Genomic DNA, 25,413 nt, shown 5'->3' on the forward strand with positions numbered 1-25,413 from the left:
CTTCTCTCCAGCAGGGAGAATCCATCAGTCCGTCCGGCGTTTCCAGGCCCGGCCCGCAGGGCAGGGATTCCAGAATGGAGGGGCTGGCTGCTGGCGGAATGTTCGGCGGTCCGGCTTGAGATCGCCGCGTGCCGAGGCCATCCTTGGCGGAATTTTTGGCGAAGTTTGATGAAACGGGTGCAGACAGGGATGCAGATCAAGGCCAACGAGGATGTGCTGCTCATCATCGATGTGCAGAACGACTTTTGTCCCGGCGGCGCGCTGGCGGTGGCCGACGGCGATGCCGTGGTCCCCGTGATCAACCGGCTGAGCGGGCTGTTCGATCACGTCGTGCTGACGCAGGACTGGCATCCGGCGGGACACAGTTCGTTCGCCTCCAGCCATCCGGGCAAGGCGCCGTTCGAGAGCATCACGATGCCCTACGGGCCGCAGACCTTGTGGCCGGACCACTGCATCCAGGGCACGCCGGGCGCGGCGCTTCATCCGGGCCTTGCGACCGACAAGGCGCAGATGATCATCCGCAAGGGCTTTCGCTCCGCGATCGATTCCTATTCGGCATTCTTCGAGAACGACAAGACCACGCCGACCGGACTTGCCGGATATCTGCGCGAGCGCGGCTTGAAGCGGGTTTTTCTCGTCGGTCTCGCGACCGATTTCTGCGTGCACTATTCGGCCGTCGACGCGCGCCGGCTCGGTTTCGCGGCGGTGGTCGTCGACAATGCCTGCCGCGGCATCGATCTCGGCGGCTCGATGGCGGCCGCCAAGGCTGAAGGTGCCGAGGCGGGGGTGATCAGGATCGCCGAGCTGGCGTGAGGCGGCGCGGCTACGCGGCCGCGCCGATGTTCGGCTCGGCGATGGCGCCGGCGACGCGGACTCGGACGCGCAGCGCGTTGCCGGGGAGGTAGGCGATCGGCATGTCCTCGACGTCGACCGTCTTGAGCGTATCGGCTGCGGCGCCGGCCTGCACGGCCCGCGCCTCGGCGATGCCGCGGGCGGCCGCGATGGCCTCGTCGCGGGTCATGTCGCGGAACACCTGGTCGGCCTCGCCGGAGACCTGGGCGATGGCGGCGCCGACCGCGTTGGCGCAGTCGCCATGGTCGACGCGGACGATCTCGGAAATGCCGGCAAGCCGCTCCGGCACCAGGAAGGCGCCGCCGCCGACCGCGAGCAGCGGCACGTCGCCGGCCTCGGTCTTCATGCGGTCGATGTCGCCCTCGAGCTTGCGGTGGGCATCGGCGAGCGCGGCCTCGATCAGGGCTTTCGGCAGATGCGCGACGCGCGCGCGATCGCCGATGTCGATCAGCCCCGCTGCGACGGCGATGTCGGTTGCGGTGAGCTGCTGACCGCCGAACACCAGCGCGTCGGAGGTCAGCCGGTATCCGACGCTGACCGGCCCGACGCGGACCGGGTTCTCGTCGACGTGGCTGCCGCCGCCGAGGCCGATCGAGAGCAGGTCGGGCATGCGGAACAGGGTGCGCACGCCGCCGACCTCGACCACGGCGTTGGCCTCGCGCGGAAAGCCGTGGCGCAGCTGGCCGATGTCGCTGGTGGTGCCGCCGACGTCGACGACCATGGCGTCGTCGAGGCCCGAGAGATACGCGGCGCCGCGCATCGAATTGGTGGCGCCGGAGGCGAAGCTCATGACCGGAAACGCGGTCGCGATCTCCGCCTGCATCACGGTGCCGTCGTTCTGCGTCAGGAACAGCGGCGCATCGATGCCCGAATCCGCGATCGCCTTGCGGAAGGCGGCGACGGTCGTGACCGCGAGGTCGTGGAGCGCGGCGTTGAGCAGCGCGGCATTCTCGCGCTCCAACAGGCCGATCCGTCCGAGGTCGTGCGAGAGCGTGACGGCAACGTCGGGGCAGATCTCGGCAAAGATCTCCCGCGCGGTGTTTTCGTGGGTCGGATCGAGCGGCGAGAACGACGAGGCGACCGCGACCGAGCGCAGCCCCTTGGCCTTGATCGCGCGCGCGGCGGCCTTCAGGCCGTCGGTGTCGAGCGGCATGAAGGGACGACCGTCATAATCATGGCCGCCCTCCAGCATGAACGTCTCGCCGCTGACGAGATCGGCCAGATCCGCCGGCCAGTCGCAGAACGGCGGCAGCGAGGCGGAAGCGGGCATGCCGATCCTGATGGCGCCGATCTTGTGCAGATGTCGCCGCTGCACCACCGCATTGATGAAATGCGTGGTGCCGATCACGACCGCATCGACCGGCACGGCCGCTGCGGGATCTTCGCGCAGCGCCTTCAGCGCCGCCAGAATGCCGGAAGTGACGTCGGCGGTGGTGGCGGCCTTGACGGAGTGGACGACCTTGTCGTCGGCAATCAAGACCGCGTCGGTGTTGGTGCCACCGACGTCAATACCAATCCGCTTCATTCACTAGGCTCCAGAGGTCGCAAACAGCGACCGGAAATCGAGGTCGTAACCAAAGGCGCGGGGGCCGACGAAATCGAGGCCGCGCGGGCTGGTCAGCACCGCGGGGGCGGGCAGGGCGATCACCGTCACCCGCTGGCCGTAGCGCACGGTCTCGGTGCCAATGCCGTGGCCATTGACGCTGTCGAGCACGCAGATCAGGTCGGGCGACATCGCGATCGCCTGATCATCGCGCCAGGCCACGATCCACTCGTTCTGGAACGACAGCTTGAGCTGCGTGCCGCGATCAGCGTCGCTGCCCTCGATGACGGCAGAGCCGCGGAGGAAGCCTTCGGTGGTGCGGCGCTCGACGTCGACGATCTTGCCGGAGAACAGCCGCTGGCCGCCCTCGCAGTCGAGGATCGCCGCGATCGGATCCCCGTGGTTCTTGTTGGCGGCGTTGACGGCGCGGCCGATCGCGATCGCCTTGGTCGTGGTGAAATGGATGCCCCAGTCCTTGACCTCGCGCCCCGTGCGCGGCGCCTTGCTGGTCGAGGCGATCGAGCCCATCTCGACGCAGATCTTGCGGCTGGCGCGCTCCATCCATTTCCACGAGGGCACCTTGGTCACCACCGCCTCGATGCCGCGCGGATCGTACAAGGTGCAGGGATAAGGCTTGAGGTCGCCGATCGCCACCGAGGTCATCTGCGCCTCGGGAAAGGCGCGGCCCATGCAGTCGGCGTCGACGACGGGAATGCCGAGATGCGCGGCCGCCATCAGCGCCTGCATGCCATTGCCGCCGCCGATCTCGACCGACATCACGGCGCGGAACGTGATGCCGTTGACCTCCTCCTGCATGCGCACGGCGCGCGCGATGCTGCGGCTGTCGGCGAGCCGCTCCTGGCCGACCAGAGGTGCGCCCATGTTGGATACCACGGCGACCCAGTCGTCGTCGCCGAGATCGAGCGGCGACATCAGCTGCACGCGATGCCCCTCGGCATAGAGGCGGCGCAGATTGAGCAGGCCGAGATAGGGACTGCCGCCGCCGCCGGTGCCGAGAATCCAGGCGCCGACCGCCAGCGCCTCGATGTCGTCGAGGCTGATCGTCTTCATCTCGACCGCGCTCACGACACCAGCTCCTCGACCACGCGCGCGGCCGCTGCGATCGACAGGATCACGGGACCCGGATAATGCCGACGCACGCGGGCCTTGTTGGCGCTGGAGTAGCTCATGCAGTCGAGCACGACGAGATCGGGCTGCCTGGCCGCCATCTCGCGCGCCGCGGCGTCGACGGTGGCGTCATCAGAGCCGGGCTGCAGCGTGACGCCAACAACTTCGACGCCCTCGCGCTGCCACTTCCCGGCGATAAGCGCGGTCTGCTCCGGCAGCGGCGAGAACACGCCGAGGCGCCCCTTCGGCAGCACGGCCTCGACCATCTTGTGCAGCACGGCCGAGGGCAGTACGACGAGTCCTTCGGGCGCGAGGTTCGGGAACTTGCCGGTGCAGGCGAGCATGACGACGTCGATGCCCTCCTGGCGAAACTTTGCGAGCTGCGCGTTGGCGCGGGTCTCGACGGCCTTCTTGCTGAGACGGACATTGTCGCCGTTCGGCAGCAAGGTGAACAGCGCATCCGCGCCATCGATCGGCGGAATCAAATCGATCTCGGCGCGGCTCATGCCGTCGAGCGCGCCGCGCAGCTCGATTGTCATCCCTGGCGACAACACCGCCGCGATCTCGGCCTCCATTGCCGGGCGCGGGCTTTGGCCGATGACGACGATGCCCATGCGCCGCTGGGTGAGGTGGGCGGGAGACGGGGATGAAAGCATGACGTTCAAAATATCAATCCTCGAGAATGACGAGATCGGCCGGCCGCCAGCCGAGCGCAACGGCCTGGCCTGGCGTATGGAGGGGACCGGCTCCGGAATTCGGCTGCTGCGCCAGCACGCGCTGGCCGCCGTCGAGAACGACGCGGTAGAGCACGGCACCACCGAGAAAGTTGCTGCTCTCGACCGTCCCTTGCGCCGACAGGCTCTTGGCGTCGGCCTGATCGGCAGGGGACACTGTGATCTTCTCCGGCCGCAGCGCGACCGACAGAACGTCGCCATCGACTGGAGTGACCGAGCGAGGCAGCGGCAGCACGAGACCATTGCCGACGGTGATCCCAGGGCCGCCGTCCACGGTCACGCGCTGGCCGCGAAAAATATTGGTGTCGCCGATGAAGTCGGCGACAAAGCACGTCCGCGGCTGATCGTAGATCTCGACCGGTGTGCCGATCTGCTCGACGCGACCGGCATTCATCACCGCGATGCGATCCGACATCGCCAGCGCCTCTTCCTGGTCGTGGGTGACGAACACCAGCGTCACGCCCAGGTTCTTCTGCAACTGCTTCAGCTCGAACTGCATCTGCTGGCGCAGCTTCTTGTCGAGTGCGCCGAGCGGTTCGTCGCACAGCAGGACGCGCGGCGAGATCACGATGGCGCGCGCGAGCGCGACGCGCTGCTGCTGGCCGCCGGAGAGCTGTGCCGGCCTGCGATCCTCCATGCCCGACAATTCGACCATCGCCAGCGCCGCCTTCACCTTGGCGGCGATGGTCTCCTTATCGACCTTGCGCATGCGCAAGCCGAAGGCGACGTTCTCGGCCACCGTCCGGTGCGGAAACAGCGCGTAGTTCTGGAACACCATCGCCATGTCGCGCTTGTGCGCGGGCACATGGGTGATGTCGGCGCCGTCGAGGCGGATCTCGCCGGTGCTCGGGCTGTCGAAGCCCGCGATCATGCGCAGAGTCGTGGTCTTGCCGCAGCCGGACGGGCCGAGCAGCGAGAAGAACTCGCCCGGCCTTATGTCCATGGCGACCGCGTCGACGGCGCGAACGCCGCCGTCATAGATCTTGCTGACCGAGGCGATCTCGATGGCCGCGCTCATGCGCGGAAGATCCGGTTCACCCGGCTGTCGATCTCGTCCTTCTGCGCGTTGTACCACTTCCAGTCGACCTGGATCAGCTTGCTGACCTTCTCGGGCGTCGTCAGCAGCTTGGCATCGTACTTGGCGTCGAGCTTCACCTTCTTGTTGGCGGGCGAGTACCAGACAGTTTCGGCCAGGCGCTTCTGCACCTCGGGGCGCAGCATGTAGTTCACATACGCGTTGGCAAGCTCCTTCATTTTGCTGCCGGGCGTGATCGTGAGCACCTGCTCGAGCGACAGTACGCCCTCGCTCGGCGTGATGAAGTCGATCGGCTGGTTCTGTCCGTCATAGCGGTAGATGCCGGAGTCGTGGATGACGCCGAGTCCGACCTCACCGGACAGGAACAGCTTTTCCATCGCGCCGGTGAAGTCGACGAGCTTGATCGGCTTCAGCTTCTCGAGCGCCGCATAGGCCGCATCGAGATCGGCCTGCCCCTTGCCGTAGAGCGTGCCGCACATCATCAGGAAGGCCTGTCCCAGGCTGTTGACCGGGATCACGTAGCCGCCGCGAACGCCATTGTACTTCGCGTCCCACAGCTCCTTCCAGGACGTGATGCCGGCATAGCCCTTGTCGGTGCGCATGCCCAGGCCGATGGCGCTGGTGAAGATGCAGACGCCGACGATCTTGTCGCTGACGGCGTAGGGGTAGACGTCGGCGATGTTCGGCACCAGCTTGGGATCGACCTTCGGCTCGACGAGGCCCATCTCGACCGCCGCCCACTGCTCATTGGAGTTGGTGTGCAGCACGTCGTAGATCGGCGCCGAGCGCGAGCTCGCCTGCAGCTTGGGCAGGAACGGAAACGCGGTGTCGGTCTTAAGCTTGCACTTGAACTCGCTCTCGAAGGCGGGGCCGATCTCGGCCTTCATGACGTCGCCCCATTTGCCGCCCCAGCCGGTGATGTTCAGCACCGGCTCCTCGGCGTGCGCGACGTACGGGGCCGCGATGACGCCGGCACCAAGCGCAGCAGCCGATGTCAACAGGCGCCGGCGGCTCAGGGGGAAGCGACGCGATGATGCGGTCATGTCCAGGGTCTCCCTTAGAGTTTGACGTAGGAGCGCAGACCCACGGTGCGGTCGAGCGCGATGACGACGATGAAGGCGAGCAGGATGGAGACGACCGAGGCGGCGCCGATAGTGCCGTCGAGATCGAACTTGAGGTAGTTGAACAGCGTGACCGGCAAGGTTTCGCCGCCCGGCGCGACCAGGAACAGCGACACCGGGAATTGGTCGAACGAGACGATGAAGGCAAAGATTCCGCCCGCCATCACGCCGGGTTTGACCAGCGGCAAGGTCACCTCGAAGAAGGTCCGGGTTGGACTGGCGCCGAGGTTCTGCGCGGCCTCCTCGAGCCGCACGTCGAAATTATGCAGCACCGCGAGCGTGGTTCGAACCACGTATGGGATCGTCACCAGCGTGTGACCTGCCACGAGCCCCCACGTTGGCCGGCCCACATCGAGCAGGACATAGGACTGGAACAGCGCAAGACCGGTGAGGATCGCAGGCAGCATCAGGGGCGACAGCATGGTCGCCACGATCAGCCGAGAGCCCGGCAGGTTGCCGCGGGCGATCGCCAGCGCGGCCGATGCGCCGAGCACGGTGGCTGCGACCGTGGTCATGGCCGCGACTTCGATGCTGAACAGCAGCGCGTGCATGAAGTCGCGCGAGGCGAAGAATTTCTCGAACCAGCGCAAGGAGACGCCGACCGGCGGAAACTGGATGAAGGGCGTCGGATTCAGCGCGAACACGATCACGATCGCGATCGGTGCGAGCAGGAAGATGAGGATGGCGGCGTTGGCGGCAAGGTAGAGCCTGCGCCCCCACCGGAGCGGCGGCGTCCTGCTGTGACGGGCAGATGCGGCGGCCGCCAGTTCAACCGGCGCAGCAAGCGGCGGCTGCGATCCTCGAGCAGGGCTCGTCATCGGCGCCCTCATTGCAGCTCACGCTGGCCCGAAACGAGGCCGAGCACGTGGTTATAGGCGATGACGAGCGAGAGCGAGATCACGAGCAGCACCATGCCGAGCGCAGCCGCGAAGCCGACATTGAAGTTCGCCGAGATCTGCTGATAGATCAGGATCGGCAGCGTCATGATCTGGAAGCCGCCGAGCAGGATCGGCGTGACATAGGCGCTGATCGCAAGTGCGAAGACGAGCAGCGAGCCGGCGAGGATGCCGGGCAGGCTGAGCGGGAGGGTCACCTCGATGAACGCGCGCCATGGGCTGGCGCCGAGATTCTCCGCCGCCTGCTCCAGCCGTTCATCGATCCGGCCGATCACGCCGGTCAGGGTCAGCACCATGAACGGCACGTAGATGTGGACGAGGCCGATGACGATGCCGGTCTCGTTGTACATCAGTTGCAAGGGCGTATCGATCAAGCCAAGCGAGGTCAGGATCTGGTTGATGACGCCCTTGTCGGACAACAGCGTCATCCAGGCAAAGGTGCGCACGACAATGCCCGTCAGCATCGGCGCCAGCACGGCCATCAGGAGCAGCGCATGGCCGGTGCGGCTCTTGATCCGCGCCATCCAATGCGCCAGCGGATAGCCGATCACGAGCGCGACCAGCGTGGTCCAGAGGCCGATGCGGAGCGTGGTCCAGATCACCTCGAAATAATAGCTGTCGTGGCCCATGCGGGCGTAGTGCTTGGTTGTGAAGCCGACATTCGGCATCACCACGGGATTTCCCGTCAGCACGCTCATGACCGCCATCAGCCCGATCGGCAGGAAGAAGAACAGCGCGAACAGCAGCGCGCTCGGCAGGATCAACAGCGCAAGGCTGTTGACGCGCGGCGCGCTGGTCGTCGGCATCAGGAGGCCAGCCCGGCCAACTGCTCGATGGTCTGGCCCAGCGGATCGCCGGTCATGCGCCGCAGCTTCGAGGCCATTGCGTTAAGCTCGCGGCGGACATTGGCGCGCTCGATCTCGGTCGTGGCCTGCACCGAATACGACACGGCGATGCCGATCAGTTCGCCGCTCTCGCCGCTCGACAGCGCAAAGCCCTGCGAGCCGACGCCTTCTATCGCTTCGTCGGCAGCATCCGAGATACCCGTGCGCCGGATCTCGTTGAGGCGCGCCATCAGCTCGTTGAAGTTCTGCGGCGAGTTGGCCGGGACCTTGGGATAGTCGAGCGGCACGCGCGCGCGAATCTCCTGGTCCGACAGGCGCGCCAGCATCGCGCGGCCGTTGGAGGTGACGATCGCCGGCGTGCGCTGGCCCGGCGGGTTGACGACGCGCAACGGGTTGGAGCCGGGGACGATGCGCAGCACGACCTGCTGATAGCCGTCGAGCACCGCGATGTAGCCGGTATGACCGGTGCGCGCGCAGACGTCGCGCAGTTCGCGCTCGGCAACGGCGAGCAGGTCGTCATGGGCGCGGTGCAGACGGCCAAGTTCGAAGGTCAGCAGGCCCGGCCGATAGCGGCGGCTGTGCGGGTCCTGCTCGAGCAGGCCGCAATCGCGCAGCGAGCGGAGCAGGCGGGAGGTCGAGCTCTTCGGCTTGCCGGTGAGGACTTGCACGTCGGCAAATGAAAGGTCGGGCCGCGAGGTCGAAAAGCAGCGCAGGATGTCGATGGCGTTGGTCAGGGCGCTCATGATGATACCGTTTGTTCCATTTTTCGGAACGTAGTCCCGAATTCTAGAAGCGGCAAGGCGTCTGCCGCAAGGCGAAATTAGGTGCAGAAGGCTGCCCGGATGCGCGTCAGGGTGGTGGTCTTGGCGCCAGCGCCGGTAGCATCGTCGGCCTCAATGCGGCGTGGCCGACCGGATGCGGCTGACGGCAGCATCCACATCGGTCCAGGCGGCCTCGTCCGGCGCGAACTGCCCGCGGAGATAGGTGACGAGCTCGGCGAGCTGCGCGTCGCTCAGATGGTCCTTGAAAGCCGGCATGTAGCCGAGGTCGGAGAAGGCCGGCTTCATGATGCCGTGCAGGATCACCTGGATCAGGTTGTCGGGCGTCGCGCTGTGCAGATTGCTGTTGAGCGCCAGTGACGGCCGGCTGCCGAACAGCGGCAGGCCACCGACCTCGTGACAGACTGCGCAGGCGCCGAGATAGAGCCGCGCGGCCGGGGACGACGCTGAAGTGACCTTGGTCCGTGTTTCCAACTCCGTGGCGATCGCTTCCAACTTCGCCGGCTCGGGTGCCGTCTGCTGAAACGACGCAAGATAGGTCGCCATCGCCCGGATATCCGCATCGGGCAGGGTGGCGAGATCCTTGACGATCGGCGCCATCGGTCCAGCGGCTACGCCATGGAAGCGCGACTGTCCCGAACGGAGATACGTGTAGAGTTCATCCTCGGTCCACGGGATCGGCGCGGTGGAGAGCGACGTCAGCGCCGGCGCCTCCCAGCCATCGGCAAAGCCGCCGGCGAGATAGGCGTTGCGCTGCTCGGCGCCGAGCGCGTTGCGCGGCGAGTGGCAGGCGCTGCAATGGCCGAGGCTTTCGACCAGATAGAAGCCGCGATTCCACTGCTCTGATCTGGTCGGATCGGGCTTGAAGGTTTCAGTGCTGTGAAACAGCGCATTCCATCCGGCCACCAGCGGCCGCAGGTTGAACGGAAAGCGCAGCTGATTATCTGGCGCTTGCTGCCGCACGGGCTGCTGCGCCATCAGATAGGCGTACAACGCCTGCAAGTCGGCGTCACTGGTGCGCGCGAAATGTGTGTAGGGAAACGCCGGATAGAGCTGCCGGCCGTCGCGATGCACGCCCTCGCGCATCGCGCGCTCGAAGGCGGGGTAGGACCAGGCGCCGATGCCGGTCTCGACATCCGGCGTGATGTTGGTGCTGAAGATCGTGCCGAACGGCGTGTCCAGCGCGCGGCCGCCGGCATTGATCAAGCCGCCATCTGAGGTGTGGCAGACCGCGCAATTGCCGAGCGCCGCGAGCGCCTCGCCGCGCGCGATGGTCGCTGCGGAATAGACCGACGGATCGGGACGGGCGATCGGCGCGATGGCCCGCCACGGCAGCACGGCGGCCGTGACGCCGATCGCCGCGGCACAGGCCGCAACCGCGCTGGCAATGACGCCGCTCCGTTTGGCGAAGGGCTTCAGCCAAGTGGGCGCAGGCTTGTTCGGAGCAGGCAGCGGCTGCGGCATGGCGGGCTCGAGCTGTTCGCCGCGCAGGCCTCGGAGAATGCGCTCCGGCGTGAAGGGCGGCTCGCGGAAGCGCACGCCGGTGGCGTCATAGATCGCGTTGGCGATCGCCGCGGCGCTGGGCACGGAGGCGGACTCGCCGACGCCGAGCGGCGGCTGATCCGGCCGCGGCAGCATCAGAACGTCGATCTCAGGCACGTCGGGAAAGGTGATGATCGGGTAGGCGCCCCATTCCCGCGCTGCCACCTTGCCGCGCGCGAACGGAATCTCCTCCATCAGCGCCCGACTGGTGGATTGGATGACGTTGCCTTCGATCTGGTGCCGCACGCCGTCCGGATTGATCATCAGGCCGGAGTCCTGACCGGCGATCACGCGGGTGACGCTGACGTCGCCGGTCGTCGTATTCACCGCGACGTCGGCGATCCATGCCGACCATGCCGCGCCATAACCGGGAAACTTGCTGTGCACGTAGAGCGCGTAGGCAAAGCCGCGGCCGTGCACGACGCCATTGTCGGGCGTCTTCTCATCCCGCACCGGACGCGGCGTCCAGCCGGCGCGCTCGGCGACGGCGTTCACAAGATCACGCGCGCGCTCGTCCTTGAGATAGCGCAGCCGGTATTCGATCGGATCGACCTCCGCCTCGGCGGCGAGCTCGTCGATATAGGACTCGTGCGCGAAGGTGTTGGGCAGCGCCGAGACGCCGCGGATCCAGGAGGCGCGGACGATCGGCGGCATGTCATGCGCCGTGATGCGCATGTGATCGTAGTCGTAGGGCGGGATCGCGGTGCGGTCGCCCATCTCGAATATGGCGGGCTCCGGCGCGATGCGGCCGGTGAGCAGCAGCGCCAAGGTCGGCGCGCCGTTCGACGGGTAGCGCGTGGCGAACTCATAGGCCGCGACCGAGCCGTCGGCATCGAGGCCGCCATTGATGTCCATCAGCTGCGCGGTGCCCTTCGGCTCCCACAGATGCTCCTGCTCGCGCGTCAGCTGCACGCGTACCGGACGGCCGACCGCGCGTGACAGCAGCAGCGCGTCGGCGGTGACGTCGTCGGCACAGTTGCGGCCGTAGCAGCCGGCGGCTTCAAGCCGGATCAGCTCGATCTCAGGCTCGGGGCAGTCGATCAGCTTGGCGAGATCGCTACGCAGGATGTGCGGGTTCTGCGTGCCGGAATAGACGCGGATCTGCCCATCCTGATAATCGGCGACCGCGCAGGACGGCCCGATCGAACCGTGCATCTGATAGGGCCAGAGATACGTCCGCCGCATCGGCTTGGCGGCATGCGCCATGGCGGTATCGACGTCGCCCTTGTCGAGCAGCCGGCGCGGCTCGGACGGATTGGCGCGCAGCGCGTTCTCGACATCGTCGAGATCGCGCAAGGTCGGCACGGGCTTCCATTTGATATCGAGGCGCTCGGCGGCGAGGATTGCGTTCTCCTCGCGCTCGGCGACGACGCCGATGAAGTCGCCGATCACGACGACGTCCACCAGGCCAGGGATATCCCGCACGGAATTCTTGTCGACCCCGATCAGACTGGTGCCGATGAACGGGCCGGCATCGACGCCGGCATAAGGTGGCCGCACGACACGGCCGTGCAGCATGCCGGGGACGCGGACGTCGTGCACATAAGTCAGCTCGCCGGTTGCCTTCGCCGGCAGGTCGACGCGCGGCACCGAACGGCCGACGACCTGATAGTTGTCCACGGATTTGACGGTGACATCGTCAGCGAGCTCGAGGCGGACGATGTCATCACCGATCAGCTCGCCATAGCTGAGCACGCGATTGTTGGGACCACGGACAAGCCCGTCCTCAATGATCAGTTCGTTTTCGGCAAGTCCGAGCTGCGTCGCGGCGCGCGCCAACAGGAAGGCGCGCGCCTGCGCGGCCGCTTTGCGCAGCGGCACCGCGGTAATCTGGATCGTCTCGCTGGCGATGGTCGCGCCCTGGTTCGGCACGACGGCGGTGTCGCCCAGCACGACCACGACGCGCACGAAAGAGACGTCGAGCTCTTCTGCGACGATCTGTCCCAGGGCGGTGCGGATGCCGGTGCCGAGATCGACATGGCCGTTGAACGCAGCGACCTCGCCGGCCGCGGTGATTCTGATGAAGGTTTCGAACGGGCCGTCGGCGACGCGGCGCTCGACGGTCAGCATGCCGCGCGGATCATCGGCCGTGGGAGTGGCGCGCTCAGTCATCAGTCCTGCGCCTCGAGCGTGTGTCCGGCGGCGCGCATCGCGGCGCGGAGAATTTCGACATGGGCGCCGCAGCGGCAGAGATTGTAGCGCAGCGCCTGCTTGATGTCGTCGAGCGACGGATCGGGCTTGATGGCGAGCAGCGCCTTGGTCGTCATGATCATGCCATTGAGACAATAGCCGCATTGCGCAGCCTGCTCGACGATGAAGGCCTGTTGCACAGGATCAGGCGCTTCGCGCGAGCCGAGCCCTTCCAGTGTGGTGACGGTGCGGCCGCCACAGCCCTCGATGGGGATCACGCAGGCGCGTGCGGCGCGGCCGTCGATCAAGACGGTGCAGGCGCCGCACTCGCCGAGGCCGCAGCCGTATTTCGGGCCATTCAGAGCCAGATCGTTGCGCAGCACGTGGAGCAGGGGCGTGCCGGGGGCGGCGGCGACGTCATGCGTCAGTCCGTTCACGGTCAGCCGAATCGGTGCTGGCGTCATGCCCTTCTGTCGTCCGCTGTGATATCGTTAACGAGAACGCAATCGCGATCGCTGGGAGCCTATCGTTTGTGTACTAACATGCAAGTACCGCGTTTCGCATTGCAGCGTGTGCACGATTTGTCGTCATTGTGCAGGGCAAACTGATCGATTATCCGGCAAACCTGCTTTTCGGGCGCAGTGGCGCTTGACAGTCGGCGGACGGGCGCGACATCATTCGTATACGAACGAATTGCCGCGGCGGACGGTGATCATTGCCGCCACCGCTTCAAGATGGGCTTCTCTGCATGGTAACTGAGACGGCGAGCGACGCTGCAGGGGACAAGATCCGCTGCGATGCCTGCCCGGTGATGTGCTACATCAAGCCGGGCGCGGCCGGCGCCTGCGATCGCTACGCCAATCAGGACGGCGTGCTGGTGCGGGTCGATCCGCATGTCCTGCTGGAGCGGACGGTGTCGCATGGCGGCAAGCTGGTGCCGTTCCAGGCCAGCGGCGACTGGGACGGCAAGATCGTGCATCAGCCGGAGCTGTTTGTCACCGCGATCGGCGCAGGCACCACCTATCCCGACTACAAGCCAGCGCCCTTCATCGTTTCGTCGCAGATCGAAGGTGTCGACATGGTCACCGTCGTGACCGAGGGCATCTTCAGCTATTGCGGCGTCAAGGTGAAGATCGACACCGACCGCTATCTCGGGCCGGAAGCCGCAACCGTGCGTGTCGACGGCGAGGCTGTGGGGCACGTCACGACCAGCGAATACGGCTCGCAGATGCTGTCGCTCGGCGGCGTGCATCATCTCACCGGCGGCTCGAAGAAGGAGGGGCGCGTCACCTGCGACGCGCTGATGGATCTCAGCAACCGCAAGGCCGTCGAGCTTGTGATCGACGGCGGCGCCAGCGTGATCGTACAGGCCGGGCAACCGCCGATCGTCAACGGCGTCAAGGAAGAGCGCATGCGCGTCGGCTGCGGCTCGGCGACGATCGGCATGTTCGCCAAACAGTGGCAGGGCAAGGTCGACGAGGTCGTCGTGGTCGACGACCACATCACCGGCGTGCTGTCGGAGCACCAGGCCGGCAAGCTGTTGGATATTCCGTCGACCGGCATCAAGATGAAGGGGCGGCGCTCGACCCCGGGCCGCTATTTCCAGGTCGCGCAGCCCGGCACCGGCTGGGGTGGCACGGATATCTCCGATCCGCTTGCGATCCTCGGTCCGTTCGATCCGAAGACGGCAAAGCCCGGAACGACGCTCCTGATGGTGTCGACGACCGGTGAGCATGCGGGCTACTACGTGCTCGACGAGAGTCTGACGCCGATCCAGCGCGAGATGCCGCCGGAGCTGCAGTTCTCGGTCGAACGCATCCAGGAGAATTGCGAGCCGGCGCTGTGCACCGTGCTGTTCATGGCCGGTGCCGGTGGTTCGTTGCGCGCCGGTGTCACGGACAATCCGGTACGTCTGACCCGCTCGGTGAAGGATGCGCTGACGCGCGTCACCTCGGGTGGCGCGCCGGTCTATGTCTGGCCGGGCGGCGGCATCACCTACATGGTCGACGTGACGCAGATGCCGGCGGGCGCGTTCGGCTACGTGCCGACGCCGGCGCTGGTGGCGCCGATCGAGTTCACGATGAAGCTGTCCGACTATGAGGCGCTCGGCGGCCACATGGACTATGTGCAGCCGCTCGCCTCCCTCAAGGAGGTCGGCAAGGATATCCGTCAGTGGCCGGGGCAGGGCGCATGAGCCGGCAGCCACAGATTGCCCTGTTGCCGGACCGGCGGCTGCATCTGCAGGATGGGCCGATCGATCTGATCATCGGCGCCGATGGTGCGGAGGGCGACATCCGCGCCGCCTATCGCGCTGCTGCGGAGCGCTTCACGGGCTTGCTCGATGAACTTTGTTCGGAACTGTCTGAGCTGCGCAAGGCCGCCGATCTTTGTCGCCCTCTGAATGGCGTCGTCGCCCGTCGCATGCATGCGGCGGTGGCGCCGTTCGCGGCCAAGATGTTCATCACGCCGATGGCTGCCGTCGCGGGATCCGTGGCGGAGGAAGTCCTTGGCGCCATGCTGAGTGCGGCGAAGCTGACGCGCGCCCATGTCAACAATGGCGGCGATATCGCGCTGCATCTGCTGGATGCCGCGACGTTCAGCGTCGGGCTGATGGATCGGCCGGACAGCGCCGGAACCCTGCGCCGGATGACGCTGCGCGCGGATGATGGAATCGGTGGCGTCGCCACGTCGGGCCGGCATGGCCGCAGCTTCTCGCTCGGCATCGCCGATGCTGTGACCGTGTTGGCGAGGACCGCCGCGCCGGCCGACGCCGCTGCAACCGTGATCGGCAATTCGGTCGATCTGCCCGGACATCCCGCCGTGGTCCGCCGTCCGGCCTGCGAGCTTCAGCCGGACAGCGATCTCGGTCATCGTCTCGTCACATGCGAGGTCGGAGAGCTGGGCGATGGCGATGTTGCGAGGGCGCTGGCGGCGGGTGAGCGGTGCGCGCAGGCTTTGCTCTCGGATGGCTTGATCGAAGCCGCCGTGCTGCAGCTCCGCGGGACCATCCGCGTCGTCGGCGCGCGTCCGGTCGAGGTCGTCCGGCCGTCCTGGTTGCGGGCTGCGGCTGCGTGAGGTTTGATCTATGATGGGCTGGAACATGAGGGACTGCCGACGATGAGCGCCGTCATCAGAAAGATCGTGACCGTGGTCGAGGAAGTCCATCAGGAGATGGGCAAGACCATCTCGCCGCCGACGCGCCGCGCCGCGGCGGTCGCCGTGATCGAAAACCCGTTCGCCGGCCGCTATGTCGAGGATCTCTCGCCGCTGATCGCGATCGGCGAGGAGCTCGGCGAGATGCTGGCCAAGCGCGCGGTGGCCGCGCTCGGCATCGAGGGACCTGCGGCGCACAGCTATGGCAAGGCCGCGGCCGTCGGCAGCGATGGCGAGCTAGAGCATGCGGCCGCCATCCTGCATCCGAAGATGGGCGCGCCGGTGCGCAAGGTGCTCGGCAAGGGCGCGGCGCTGATCCCGTCGTCGAAGAAGCGCGGCGGCGTCGGCTGCACGCTCGACATCCCGCTCGGGCACAAGGACGCCGCCTTCGTGCGCAGCCATTTCGACGGCATGGAGGTGCAGATCAACGATGCGCCGCGCGCTGGCGAGATCATGGTCGCGCTCGCCGTCACCGACAGCGGTCGTCCGCTGCCGCGTGTCGGCGGGCTTGCGGTCGCCGAGATCAAGGGCGACGACGGACTGCGATAACTCAAGTCAACAGTTGGAGGCTGAAGGGATGCGACGGAGAACGATGCTTGCGGCAGGCCTGGGCCTTGCCGTCGTGGGACTGACGGGCGCGGCGCGCGCCGAGGACGTCATCAAGATCGGCGAGATCAACAGCTATTCGCTGCTGCCGGCGTTCACCGAGCCCTATCGCAAGGGCTGGCAGCTCGCGGTCGAGGAGGTCAATGCGGCTGGCGGTATCAACGGCAAGAAGCTCGTCGTCGTCTCCAAGGACGACAGCGGCAAGCCGGCCGACGCGCAGACCGCGGCCAACGAGCTGGTGTCGAGCGAGAACGTCGCGATGCTCGCCGGCACCTTCCTGTCGAACATCGGCCTTGCCGTCAGCGACTTCGCCAACCAGAAGAAGGTGTTCTTCCTGGCGGCCGAGCCGCTGACAGACGCTATCACCTGGTCGAAGGGCAACAAGTATACCTTCCGCCTGCGTCCGTCGAACTACATGCAGGCCGCGATGCTGGTCGAGGAAGCCGCCAAGCTTCCCGCGAAGCGCTGGGCCACGATCGCGCCGAACTACGAATATGGCCAGTCGGCCGTTGCCGTGTTCAAGAAGCTCTTGTCGGAGAAGCGCCCCGACATCCAGTGGGTCGACGAGCAGTGGCCGCCGCAGGGCAAGATCGACGCGGGCCCGGTCGTGCAGGCCGTCGCCGCCGCCAACCCGGAGGCGATTCTCAACGTCACCTTCGGCGCCGACCTCGTGAAGCTGGTCCGCGAGGGCAACACCCGCGGCCTGTTCAAGGACCGCAAGGTGGTCAGCTTCCTGACCGGCGAGCCGGAATATCTCGATCCGTTGAAGGAGGAGACGCCGGAAGGCTGGATCGTCACCGGCTATCCCTGGTACTCGATCAAGACGCCCGAGCATGACGCGTTCCTCAAGGCCTACCAGGCCAAGTACAACGACTATCCGCGCCTCGGCTCGATCGTCGGCTACCAGACCATCAAGTCGGCGGCCGCCATTCTCGCCAAGGCCGGCTCGACCGATGCCGACAAGCTGATCGCGGCGGCCGAGGGCCTCTCGGTGCCGTCCCCGTTCGGCGAGATCACCTTCCGCAAGAACGACCACCAGTCGACGCTCGGCGCCTTCGTCGGCAAGACCGCGCTGAAGGACGGCAAGGGCATCATGGTCGACACCGTCTATCGCAAGGGCGCGGACTATCTCCCGAGCGACGCCGAAGTCGCCAAGCTCCGTCCGAAGGACTGAGCCAAGCCTGGTCCATGCCTTCCTGCCTCCTCCGCCCGCGGAGGAGAGCGGGCGGGGTGAGGGGTTTTGACGCCTGATCTACAGGTTCAGGCCGAGAACCCTCACCCCACGCTTGCGGCTCTTCACGCAAGCTCCCACGCGGCTCACCCGATACAGACGATCTCCCTCACGCGGACCGCCCATGGCCTTCTATTTCGTCCAGTTCCTGACCGGCCTTGCCAGCGCGGCCTCGCTGTTCCTGGTGGCATCGGGACTGTCGATCATCTTCGGCGTCACCCGCATCGTGAATTTCGCCCATGGCGCGTTCTACATGCTCGGCGCCTACGTGGCCTTCTCGCTGACGGAGCGGCTGTCCGGCCCGCTCGGCTTCTGGGGCGGCATCGTCGTCGCGGCGCTTGCGGTCGCGGTCATCGGCGTGCTGGTCGAAATCGTGCTGCTGCGCCGGATCTATCATGCACCGGAGCTGTTCCAGCTGCTCGGCACATTCGGCCTGACCCTGATGGTCGAGGATCTCGTCGTGCTGATCTGGGGGCCGGACGACCTGGTCGGCCGCCGCGCGCCGGGCTTCAAGGGCGCGGTGAATTTCTTCGGCCAGAACATTCCGAGCTACGACCTGTTCCTGATCGTGCTCGGCCCCGTCGTGCTCGGTGCGCTCTGGCTGTTATTCCAGCGCACGCGCTGGGGCATCCTCGTGCGCGCGGCGACGCAGGACCGCGACATGGTCGCGGCGCTCGGCGTCAATCAGAAATGGCTGTTCACCTCGGTGTTCGCGGTCGGCGTCTTCCTCGCCGCGCTCGGCGGCGCGCTGCAGATCCCGCGCGATGCGGTCCATCACGCGATGGACCTGCGCATCATCGTCGAGGTGTTCGTCGTCGTCGTGATCGGCGGCCTCGGGAGCATCCTCGGCGCCTTCGTCGCCGCCGTGCTGGTGTCCGAGCTCAACGCGTTCGGCATCCTGATCTTCCCGACGATCTCGCTGATCCTGGTGTTCCTGGTGATGGCGGTGGTGCTTGTCGTGCGGCCCTGGGGCCTATTCGGCAAGAAGGAGGCGCCGGCGCGCCGGACGCCGGGCCTCACCGTCATTCCCTGGCGTCCGCTGAGCTCGGTCGAGCGGCTTGCGTCCCTGGTTGCGTTGGCGTTTGCCGCGATGCTGCCCTTCATCGCCGGCAACTACGCGCTGACCGTCGGCGCCGAGATCGCGATCTTCGTGATCTTCGCGGCGTCGCTGCATTTCCTGATGGCGGTCGGCGGCCTCGCCTCGTTCGGCCACGCCGCCTATTTCGGCCTGGGCGCCTACGGCGTCGCCTTCCTCGCCAAGATGGCGGGACTGCCGATGATCGCCTGCCTCCTGCTGGGGCCGCTGCTCGGCGCGCTTGGCGCTGCCGTGTTCGGCGCCTTCGCCGTGCAGCTCTCCGGCGTGTACTTCGCGATGCTGACGCTGGCCTTTGCCCAGATCGTCTGGTCGATCGCCTTCCAATGGGTGGCAGTGACTGGCGGCGACAATGGCATCCTCGGCCTGTGGCCGGAGAAATGGGCGGCCTCGCCGTCGCATTTCTACTGGCTCGCGCTCGGCGTCTCCGCATTCGTCGTCAGCGTGCTGCGCCTCATCACCTTCTCGCCGTTCGGCTACGCCCTGCGCGGCATGCGCGACTCGCCGCTACGCAGTGAATCCATCGGCATCAACGGCAAGCGGATCCAGTGGACGGCCTTCATCATCGCCGGCACCACGGCCGGTATCGGCGGCGCGCTGTTCGCGTATCTGAAGGGCAGCGTCTTCCCGGACAACATGGGCATCTCGCTGTCGGTCGATGCGCTGGTCATGGTGCTGCTCGGCGGTGTCGAGACGGTCCCTGGGGCGATCTTCGGCGCCATCGTCTACAAGGCGCTCAACATCTGGCTGGTCAGCCAGACCGATTGGTCCAAGCTCGTGCTCGGCATCTTCATCGTGCTGATCGTCGTCGTCTTCCCCAAGGGCATCGTCGGCGTGGTCGAGAGCGTCATGCACCGTCGGCGCGCGGCGACGCCCAAGCCGAGCGCGCTCGCAGCCAAGATGGAGAGCGCGCAATGAGCCTCGGCGTGTCCCTGCTCGCGGTCGAAGGGCTGTCGAAATCCTATGGCGGCATTCATGCCGTGCGCAACGTCTCGTTCACGTTGCAGGCGGGCGAGATTCTGGCACTGATCGGCCCCAACGGCGCGGGCAAGAGCACCTGCTTCGACATGCTCAACGGCCAGAACGTGCCGGACAGCGGCCGCATCACCGTCATGGGGCAGGAGACCACCGGTCGCAAGCCGCGCGAGGTCTGGCGGCTCGGCGTGGGGCGCACCTTCCAGATCACCGCGACCTATCCGACCATGACGGTGCGCGAGAACATCCAGGTTGCGTTGGTGTCGCATCATCATCGCCTGTTCGATTTCTGGAGTCCGATGATCGGAATCGAACGCGGCGAGGCCGATCGTCTGCTCGATCTTGTCGGCATGGCCGGCTATGCCGAGCGGCCCTGCGGCGAGCTTGCTTATGGCGATCTCAAGCGGCTGGAGCTGGCGATCGCGCTGGCCAATCAGCCCAAGCTGTTGCTGATGGACGAACCCACTGCCGGCATGGCCCCGCGCGAGCGCGTCGAGCTGATGCGGCTGACGGCGAAAATCGCGCGCGAGCAGTCGATCGGCGTGCTATTCACCGAACACGACATGGACGTCGTGTTCGAGCATGCCGATCGCATCCTCGTGCTCAATCGCGGCAGCCTGATCGCGCAGGGCTCGCCGGCCGAGGTGCGCGCCAACCGCGAGGTGCAGGCGATCTATCTCGGCGAAGGCCTGCTGTACGATGCCCGGCATCGCGAGGGAGCCTCGGCATGAAGCTGTCCGTTGCCAATCTGAACAGCCATTACGGCCCCGCGCACATCCTGTTCGACATCGGCCTGGAGGTCGGCGAGGGCGAGGTGGTGGCCTTGCTTGGCCGCAACGGTGCCGGCAAGTCGACGACCTTCCGCTCGATCGTCGGCCTCGTCGCCTTGCGCGAGGGGCAGATCATGTTCGAAGGCAAGGACATCTCGACCGCGCCGACGCATGAGATCGTCCGTGCCGGTCTCGGCTACGTGCCGGAAGAGCGGCGCATCTTCACCGATCTGACCGTCGAGGAGAATCTCGAAGTCGGCCGGCAGAAGCCACGGGCCGGTGCGCCGCAATGGACGCGCGAGAAGCTGTACAAGCTGTTTCCCAATCTCGGGGAGATGAAGAGCCGTCCGGGCGGCCGCATGAGCGGCGGCGAGCAGCAGATGCTGACCATCGCTCGCACCCTGATGGGCAATCCGTCGCTGGTGCTGCTCGACGAGCCCTCGGAAGGCCTGTCGCCGAAGATCGTCGAGCAGATGGTCGACGCCATCCTGACGATGAAGAAGGAAGGCGTGTCGCTGGTGGTGTCCGAGCAGAACCTGCATTTTGCAAAACTGATCTCGGATCGGGCCTACATCATTGAACGCGGCCGCATCTGCTTCGCCGGCACCATGGCGGAGCTGGATGCGCGGCCGGATATCCGCGACGCGCATCTGTCGATCTGAGGCGAGGATTAGATGGCAAAGACGGCCGCGCTGAAGCGATCGACGAAGGCGACCAAGGCTGCGCCGAAGCCGGCGGCGAAAGCTGCCGTGAAGTCCGCGGCCAAGCCGGCGAAGTCGACCTACGTGCTCGACGACCAGATCGGCTTCATCCTGCGCCAGGTGTGGCAGCGTCACACCATGATCTTCGCCCGCGACATCGGCAGCAATCTGACGCCGACGCAGTGGGCCGCGCTGTCGAAGCTGGTCGAGACCGGGCCGTGCTCGCAGAACCAGCTCGGCCGTCTGACGGCGATGGACGTCGCGACGATCAAGGGCGTGATCGACCGGTTGACCGCGCGCGGCCTGACCGAGACCAGCTCTGATCCGCAGGATGGCCGTCGGCTGCTGGTCAGCCTGACCCGGGCGGGTCAGCAGCTCGCGGAGAAAACCGCGCCGCTGGCGCTCGCGATTTCAAAGGAAACGCTGGCGCCGCTGGATGCAAAAGAGCGCGAGACGTTGCTGTCGCTGTTGAGCCGGCTGCGGTAGTCCAAGACGCAGATCTCGTAGGTTGGGCAAAGCGAAGCGTGCCCACCATTCTCACCACGTCCGCATCTACCAACGGTGGACACGCGCCGCCTGACGGCGCCGCTTTGCCCACCTTACGGTTTAAATTTCGCCGTCGTCCCGGCCTTGAGCCGGGACCCAGAGCCACAGGATATAGTTTGGGGCAGACGCGTCGTTCACATCGCGCCCACCACGACCGCCGCGGAGTATGGATCCCGGCTCAAGGCCGGGACGACACCCCTCGTGTCGAGCGAGCTGGGCACACTTCCCGCTACGCCCGCAATGACGGCGGAGCGATAGTCGACCTACTTCGCCACGATCTCCGGGATCTTCGTCGCCGGCGGCGTGTTGCGGCTGCGCTGGGTGCGGACGATGCCGTCGATGATGGTCATGCCGATGCCCGGGAGGTCGCCGAGCTGGACGCTGTCGAGCAGGGTGTTGGCGGGCGAGTGCTGCGCCTTGTCCATGATGACGAAGTCGGCGGAGCGGCCGACCTCGATCAGGCCGCAATCGAGCTCGCGCATGCGCGCGGTGTTGCCGGTGGCGAAGCAGAACGCGATCTCGGCCGGGATGTCGCCGAGCGACGACAGCAGCGACACCATGCGCAGGATGCCGAGCGGTTGCACGCCGGAGCCGGCGGGCGCGTCGGTGCCGAGGATGACGCGGTTGAGCTCGTTCATCTCTCGCGCGGTGCGCAAGGTGAACAGTGCCGAGCGCTCATTGCCGTTATGCACCAGCTCGAGGCCAGCCTTGCAGCCCTCACAGATGCAGCGGATCTGATCGTCGGGCAAAGCGGTGTGGCCGCCATTGATGTGCCCGATCACGTCGGTGCCGGCTTCGAGAACGACGTCCTTGTCGATCAGTCCGGAGCCGGGGATCGACGGACCGCCGGTGTGGATCGTGCTCTGGATGCCATATTTGCGCGCCCAGCCGACCATCTTGCGCGCGGTCGGACCGTCCTTGACGCCGCCGAGACCGACCTCGCCGAGCAGCTTGACGCCGGCCGCGGCGAGCTCCTTGAAGTCGTCCTCGACCATCTCGCATTCGATCACCGGCGCGCCGGCATGCACCTTCACGCCGCCGGGGCGGAGGGTCCAGAACGCGCGCTGCGCGAAGATCGCCATCGCCTTCAGGCCGACGACGTCGCGCGGGCGGCCGGGCATGTGCACCTCACCGGCCGAGATCATGGTGGTGACGCCACCATGCAGGTAGGAATCGATCCAGTTGCTCTGGTTCTGCCGCGGCGTCCAGTCGCCGGCGACGGGATGGACGTGGCTGTCGATCAGGCCCGGCGCGACGGTGGTGCCATGGGCATCAACGATGGTGGTCGCGCCCGAGGTGTCGACGTCCTTGTAGCGGCCGATCGCGGTGATCTTGCCGTTCTCGGCGACGATGGTGTCGGCATCCAGGATCGGCCGTTCCAGCGCGCCCGACAGCATCAGGCCGATGTTGCGGATGACCAGCTTGCTGGGGCCGGTCGCTTGCGGCGCGTCATGGGCCATCGGGATGTCCTTCTCTCTCGAAGCAATTTACGGCAGTTTGCGCCTGCACGCGGCGCAGCATCAAGCCGGTTTTGGTCATTCGTACACGAATGAATGGGGCCGGCAAGCGGCCGGCTTGCACGAAGATTCGGCGCGGATTGCACAGTTCGACCGCGCCACACCCCCGTCATTCCGGGGCAAGGCCGAGAGGCCTTGAACCCGGAATCCCGATATCGTCTTGCGGTCTTTTCCGACGATCGCGAGATTCCGGGTGCAATCGGGGTTGGGCCGGGGCCTCTATCGTAGCGTCGGGATGTAGAACGCCTGGCGGAAATAGGAGCGGAACACCTCCATGGCCGGGGTGAACTCGATGTTTCGCCGCCAGGCGAGGCCGACATCCATCGCCGGCACGGGATCGCTGAGCACGATGGTCTCGATCCGCCGGCCTTCCAGCGACCACGGCCGCAGCACCATGTCGGAGAGGATGGCGACGCCCTGGCCGTTGGCGACCATCGAACGTACCGCCTCCACCGAGGACGTCCGCAGCACGACGTTCGGTTGGAATGCGGTCTTGTTCCAGTATTTGAGCGAGGTGTGCGCGGCCTCGTCGACCGTCAGCATGATGTAGGGCTCGTCGGCAACGTCCCGCAACGACACGGATTCGCGCTGCAGCAGCCGGTGTTTCGATGGCACCCAGAGCCGCCGTCGCGAGCCGATCAGCGTCTCCATGGTGAGATCGGGATTCTGTACGTTCGACGTCAGCAGCACCGCGATGTCGTAGCGGTTCGACAGCAGCCCTTCCTCGATCGCCTCGCGCGTGAGCTCGAACAGCTGGATGTTGAGTCGCGGATAGTGCCGCTTCAGCCGCTCGAGATGGTTGGGAAGGAAATAGCCGATCACGGTGTAGGTCGCCGCGAGCGTCAGGCTGCCTTCGACGTCGCCGGCGGGCACGCGCAGCGAGGTCGCTTCCTCGACCTTGTTGAGAATGTCGTAGGCGTGAAACAGGAATTGCCGGCCGATCGGCGTCAACTCCATGCCCTGCGGCGAGCGGTTGAACAGTTCGGCGCCGACGATCTCCTCGAGCTCCTTGATCGAGGTGGTGATCGCCGATTGCGAGATCGACAGCGCCGAAGCGGCCTGGGTGATCTGGCCCTGCTCGGCGGTGGCGACGAAATAGCGGATCTGGCGCAGGCTGATGGCCACCCAATTCTCCATTCAAAGATCGGAATATGGAGCCATCTTCTATCTTAAAAAGCAAATCGAATATTCCTTGGGCACCGTGCACCGCAAACAGGCGGCATGATTCAGCCAATTTTACCAGCTATTTGACCGGATGCAGCGCGCAAAGCGTGTTCAAAGGGCAATCTAAAAAAGAGAAAATGAGTTTCCAACAATAATAATTTTCAATGGGACTGTGTGCCCCTAACGTCCTGTTCCGCCGCCCCGCCGCCCATCTCGCGCGAAAGGGCGGCGCCAGGTGAGGGGAGCTTCCGTGCCGCTGAAGACTGTCGATATCAATTGCGATCTAGGCGAAGCGTTCGGCTCCTGGCGGCTGAGCGACGCCGAGGACGCCAAGCTGATGGAGCTGATCAGCTCGGCGAACATCGCCGCCGGCTTCCACGCCGGCGACCCCAATCTGATGGACACCACGGTGCGGCTCGCCACCCAGCACGGCGTCGGCATCGGCGCGCATCCCGGCTATCGCGACCTCCAGGGCTTCGGCCGCCGCCGCATCGACGGCTCGGCCGACGAACTGATCAACGACATCGTCTACCAGGTCGGCGCCATCAGGGAATTCGCCCGCCGCCACGGCGGTACCTTGCAGCACGTCAAGCCGCATGGCGCGCTCTACATGGAGCTCGCCGCCAACGAGCAGCTGTCGCGCTCCTTCATCAAGCTGATGCGCACGGTGGCGCCGAACTCCTTCGTGTTCTGCATGGACGTTTCGGTGACCTACCGCGTCGCCGTCGAGGCGGGGCAGCCCGTCATCCGCGAGTTCTACGCCGACCGCGACTACGACCGCTCCGGCTCGATCGTGTTCACCCGCCACGGCAAGAGGCTCGATCCGCAGGGCGTTGCCGACAAGGTGCTGCGGGCATGCCAGACCGGCAAGGTCCGCACCATCGAGGGCGACGACATCGACATCGAATTCGAGTCGATCTGCTTCCATTCGGATACGCCCGGCGCCTACGAGATCGCCAGCGCGATGCGCCAGACGCTGATTGCCAACGGCATCCGCATCGCGCCGCCGTCCGACATCGTTCCCCAGAAACCGCAAAGCGAAGCCTGACCC

At 66.2% G+C, this 25,413-nt stretch carries 22 protein-coding genes; 10 read left to right on the plus strand and 12 right to left on the minus strand.

Going from position 1 to position 25,413, the window contains the following annotated elements; translation table 11 throughout:
- The first annotated feature begins 168 nt into the window (after positions 1–168).
- Complete coding sequence (gene pncA / locus QXZ94_RS01265; RefSeq protein WP_315718877.1) at positions 169–813, plus strand: bifunctional nicotinamidase/pyrazinamidase; 645 nt, start codon at positions 169–171, stop codon at positions 811–813.
- A 10-nt stretch (positions 814–823) separates the two neighbouring features.
- Here the strand turns inward: pncA and QXZ94_RS01270 are convergent, their stop codons facing one another.
- From QXZ94_RS01270 to QXZ94_RS01315, 10 genes are all read right to left on the minus strand, one after another.
- Positions 824–2,377, minus strand: coding sequence for a hydantoinase/oxoprolinase family protein (locus tag QXZ94_RS01270; RefSeq protein ID WP_315718878.1), 1,554 nt, complete (start codon positions 2,375–2,377; stop codon positions 824–826).
- 3 nt (positions 2,378–2,380) lie between these two features.
- Positions 2,381–3,481 (minus strand): DUF917 domain-containing protein, encoded by a 1,101-nt coding sequence (locus QXZ94_RS01275; RefSeq protein ID WP_315718879.1) that lies wholly within the window; start codon positions 3,479–3,481, stop codon positions 2,381–2,383.
- The gene (locus QXZ94_RS01280) at positions 3,478–4,179 is read right to left on the minus strand and encodes an AroM family protein (protein ID WP_315718880.1); all 702 of its coding nucleotides are present in this window, start codon (positions 4,177–4,179) and stop codon (positions 3,478–3,480) included. Before QXZ94_RS01280 ends, QXZ94_RS01275 begins: the two co-directional genes overlap by 4 nt.
- A 13-nt stretch (positions 4,180–4,192) precedes the next feature.
- Positions 4,193–5,275: an ABC transporter ATP-binding protein gene (locus QXZ94_RS01285; RefSeq protein ID WP_315718881.1), complete on the minus strand. Its 1,083-nt coding sequence runs from the start codon at positions 5,273–5,275 to the stop codon at positions 4,193–4,195.
- Positions 5,272–6,336, minus strand: coding sequence for an extracellular solute-binding protein (locus QXZ94_RS01290; protein ID WP_315718882.1), 1,065 nt, complete (start codon positions 6,334–6,336; stop codon positions 5,272–5,274). The genes QXZ94_RS01285 and QXZ94_RS01290 overlap by 4 nt, the downstream gene beginning before the upstream one ends.
- Positions 6,337–6,350: 14 nt before the next feature.
- Positions 6,351–7,232: an ABC transporter permease gene (locus tag QXZ94_RS01295; protein WP_315718883.1), complete on the minus strand. Its 882-nt coding sequence runs from the start codon at positions 7,230–7,232 to the stop codon at positions 6,351–6,353.
- 8 nt (positions 7,233–7,240) lie between these two features.
- Positions 7,241–8,116 carry an ABC transporter permease gene (locus QXZ94_RS01300; RefSeq protein WP_315718884.1) on the minus strand — a complete coding sequence of 292 codons (876 nt, stop codon included), beginning with the start codon at positions 8,114–8,116 and terminating at the stop codon, positions 7,241–7,243.
- The gene (locus tag QXZ94_RS01305; protein WP_315718885.1) at positions 8,116–8,898 is read right to left on the minus strand and encodes an IclR family transcriptional regulator; all 783 of its coding nucleotides are present in this window, start codon (positions 8,896–8,898) and stop codon (positions 8,116–8,118) included. Before QXZ94_RS01305 ends, QXZ94_RS01300 begins: the two co-directional genes overlap by 1 nt.
- Positions 8,899–9,048: 150 nt before the next feature.
- Entirely contained in the window at positions 9,049–12,588 is a 3,540-nt protein-coding gene (locus tag QXZ94_RS01310; protein WP_315718886.1) for a molybdopterin cofactor-binding domain-containing protein, read from the minus strand.
- On the minus strand, positions 12,588–13,070 hold the full coding sequence (locus QXZ94_RS01315; protein WP_315718887.1) for a (2Fe-2S)-binding protein: 483 nt from the start codon (positions 13,068–13,070) through the stop codon (positions 12,588–12,590). Before QXZ94_RS01315 ends, QXZ94_RS01310 begins: the two co-directional genes overlap by 1 nt.
- A 284-nt stretch (positions 13,071–13,354) precedes the next feature.
- Here QXZ94_RS01315 and QXZ94_RS01320 point away from each other — a divergent pair, with 284 nt between their 5' ends.
- The 8 genes from QXZ94_RS01320 (at position 13,355) to QXZ94_RS01355 (ending at position 21,621) form a co-directional block, all read left to right on the plus strand.
- On the plus strand, positions 13,355–14,800 hold the full coding sequence (locus QXZ94_RS01320) for a 6-hydroxynicotinate reductase (RefSeq protein WP_315718888.1): 1,446 nt from the start codon (positions 13,355–13,357) through the stop codon (positions 14,798–14,800).
- Positions 14,797–15,681: a UPF0280 family protein gene (locus tag QXZ94_RS01325; protein ID WP_315718889.1), complete on the plus strand. Its 885-nt coding sequence runs from the start codon at positions 14,797–14,799 to the stop codon at positions 15,679–15,681. Before QXZ94_RS01320 ends, QXZ94_RS01325 begins: the two co-directional genes overlap by 4 nt.
- A gap of 42 nt (positions 15,682–15,723) precedes the next feature.
- Complete coding sequence (locus QXZ94_RS01330; RefSeq protein ID WP_172110706.1) at positions 15,724–16,308, plus strand: amino acid synthesis family protein; 585 nt, start codon at positions 15,724–15,726, stop codon at positions 16,306–16,308.
- A gap of 28 nt (positions 16,309–16,336) precedes the next feature.
- Positions 16,337–17,539 carry an ABC transporter substrate-binding protein gene (locus tag QXZ94_RS01335; RefSeq protein WP_315718890.1) on the plus strand — a complete coding sequence of 401 codons (1,203 nt, stop codon included), beginning with the start codon at positions 16,337–16,339 and terminating at the stop codon, positions 17,537–17,539.
- Between the two features lie 181 nt (positions 17,540–17,720).
- A complete protein-coding gene (locus QXZ94_RS01340; protein ID WP_315718891.1) occupies positions 17,721–19,607 on the plus strand; it encodes an ABC transporter permease in 1,887 nt (628 codons plus the stop codon).
- Positions 19,604–20,395, plus strand: a complete 792-nt coding sequence (locus QXZ94_RS01345; protein ID WP_315718892.1) for an ABC transporter ATP-binding protein — start codon at positions 19,604–19,606, stop codon at positions 20,393–20,395. The genes QXZ94_RS01340 and QXZ94_RS01345 overlap by 4 nt, the downstream gene beginning before the upstream one ends.
- Complete coding sequence (locus tag QXZ94_RS01350) at positions 20,392–21,096, plus strand: ABC transporter ATP-binding protein (protein ID WP_315718893.1); 705 nt, start codon at positions 20,392–20,394, stop codon at positions 21,094–21,096. Before QXZ94_RS01345 ends, QXZ94_RS01350 begins: the two co-directional genes overlap by 4 nt.
- Before the next feature lie 12 nt (positions 21,097–21,108).
- On the plus strand, positions 21,109–21,621 hold the full coding sequence (locus QXZ94_RS01355) for a MarR family winged helix-turn-helix transcriptional regulator (RefSeq protein WP_315718894.1): 513 nt from the start codon (positions 21,109–21,111) through the stop codon (positions 21,619–21,621).
- A 323-nt stretch (positions 21,622–21,944) separates the two neighbouring features.
- Here QXZ94_RS01355 and QXZ94_RS01360 read toward each other — a convergent pair whose 3' ends face one another.
- Both QXZ94_RS01360 and QXZ94_RS01365 read right to left on the minus strand, forming a co-directional pair.
- The gene (locus QXZ94_RS01360) at positions 21,945–23,141 is read right to left on the minus strand and encodes an amidohydrolase family protein (protein ID WP_257165888.1); all 1,197 of its coding nucleotides are present in this window, start codon (positions 23,139–23,141) and stop codon (positions 21,945–21,947) included.
- Between the two features lie 276 nt (positions 23,142–23,417).
- Positions 23,418–24,323 carry a LysR family transcriptional regulator gene (locus QXZ94_RS01365; protein ID WP_172180054.1) on the minus strand — a complete coding sequence of 302 codons (906 nt, stop codon included), beginning with the start codon at positions 24,321–24,323 and terminating at the stop codon, positions 23,418–23,420.
- A gap of 289 nt (positions 24,324–24,612) precedes the next feature.
- Between QXZ94_RS01365 and QXZ94_RS01370 the strand changes: the two genes are divergently transcribed.
- Entirely contained in the window at positions 24,613–25,410 is a 798-nt protein-coding gene (locus QXZ94_RS01370; protein ID WP_315718895.1) for a 5-oxoprolinase subunit PxpA, read from the plus strand.
- Positions 25,411–25,413: the final 3 nt, after the last annotated feature.

The organism is Bradyrhizobium sp. SZCCHNS2022, assembly GCF_032377575.1.
Classification (GTDB): Bacteria; Pseudomonadota; Alphaproteobacteria; order Rhizobiales; family Xanthobacteraceae; genus Bradyrhizobium; species Bradyrhizobium aeschynomenes.

Bases quoted from the DNA above. Each gene is read 5' to 3' on its own strand.
- pncA (WP_315718877.1), top strand. From the start codon at position 169: ATGAAACGGGTGCAGACAGGGATGCAGATCAAGGCCAACGAGGATGTG.
- QXZ94_RS01270 (WP_315718878.1), bottom strand. From the start codon at position 2,377: ATGAAGCGGATTGGTATTGACGTCGGTGGCACCAACACCGACGCGGTC.
- QXZ94_RS01280 (WP_315718880.1), bottom strand. From the start codon at position 4,179: ATGCTTTCATCCCCGTCTCCCGCCCACCTCACCCAGCGGCGCATGGGC.
- QXZ94_RS01285 (WP_315718881.1), bottom strand. From the start codon at position 5,275: ATGAGCGCGGCCATCGAGATCGCCTCGGTCAGCAAGATCTATGACGGC.
- QXZ94_RS01290 (WP_315718882.1), bottom strand. From the start codon at position 6,336: ATGACCGCATCATCGCGTCGCTTCCCCCTGAGCCGCCGGCGCCTGTTG.
- QXZ94_RS01295 (WP_315718883.1), bottom strand. From the start codon at position 7,232: ATGACGAGCCCTGCTCGAGGATCGCAGCCGCCGCTTGCTGCGCCGGTT.
- QXZ94_RS01300 (WP_315718884.1), bottom strand. From the start codon at position 8,116: ATGCCGACGACCAGCGCGCCGCGCGTCAACAGCCTTGCGCTGTTGATC.
- QXZ94_RS01305 (WP_315718885.1), bottom strand. From the start codon at position 8,898: ATGAGCGCCCTGACCAACGCCATCGACATCCTGCGCTGCTTTTCGACC.
- QXZ94_RS01310 (WP_315718886.1), bottom strand. From the start codon at position 12,588: ATGACTGAGCGCGCCACTCCCACGGCCGATGATCCGCGCGGCATGCTG.
- QXZ94_RS01315 (WP_315718887.1), bottom strand. From the start codon at position 13,070: ATGACGCCAGCACCGATTCGGCTGACCGTGAACGGACTGACGCATGAC.
- QXZ94_RS01320 (WP_315718888.1), top strand. From the start codon at position 13,355: ATGGTAACTGAGACGGCGAGCGACGCTGCAGGGGACAAGATCCGCTGC.
- QXZ94_RS01325 (WP_315718889.1), top strand. From the start codon at position 14,797: ATGAGCCGGCAGCCACAGATTGCCCTGTTGCCGGACCGGCGGCTGCAT.
- QXZ94_RS01330 (WP_172110706.1), top strand. From the start codon at position 15,724: ATGAGCGCCGTCATCAGAAAGATCGTGACCGTGGTCGAGGAAGTCCAT.
- QXZ94_RS01335 (WP_315718890.1), top strand. From the start codon at position 16,337: ATGCGACGGAGAACGATGCTTGCGGCAGGCCTGGGCCTTGCCGTCGTG.
- QXZ94_RS01340 (WP_315718891.1), top strand. From the start codon at position 17,721: ATGGCCTTCTATTTCGTCCAGTTCCTGACCGGCCTTGCCAGCGCGGCC.
- QXZ94_RS01345 (WP_315718892.1), top strand. From the start codon at position 19,604: ATGAGCCTCGGCGTGTCCCTGCTCGCGGTCGAAGGGCTGTCGAAATCC.
- QXZ94_RS01350 (WP_315718893.1), top strand. From the start codon at position 20,392: ATGAAGCTGTCCGTTGCCAATCTGAACAGCCATTACGGCCCCGCGCAC.
- QXZ94_RS01355 (WP_315718894.1), top strand. From the start codon at position 21,109: ATGGCAAAGACGGCCGCGCTGAAGCGATCGACGAAGGCGACCAAGGCT.
- QXZ94_RS01360 (WP_257165888.1), bottom strand. From the start codon at position 23,141: ATGGCCCATGACGCGCCGCAAGCGACCGGCCCCAGCAAGCTGGTCATC.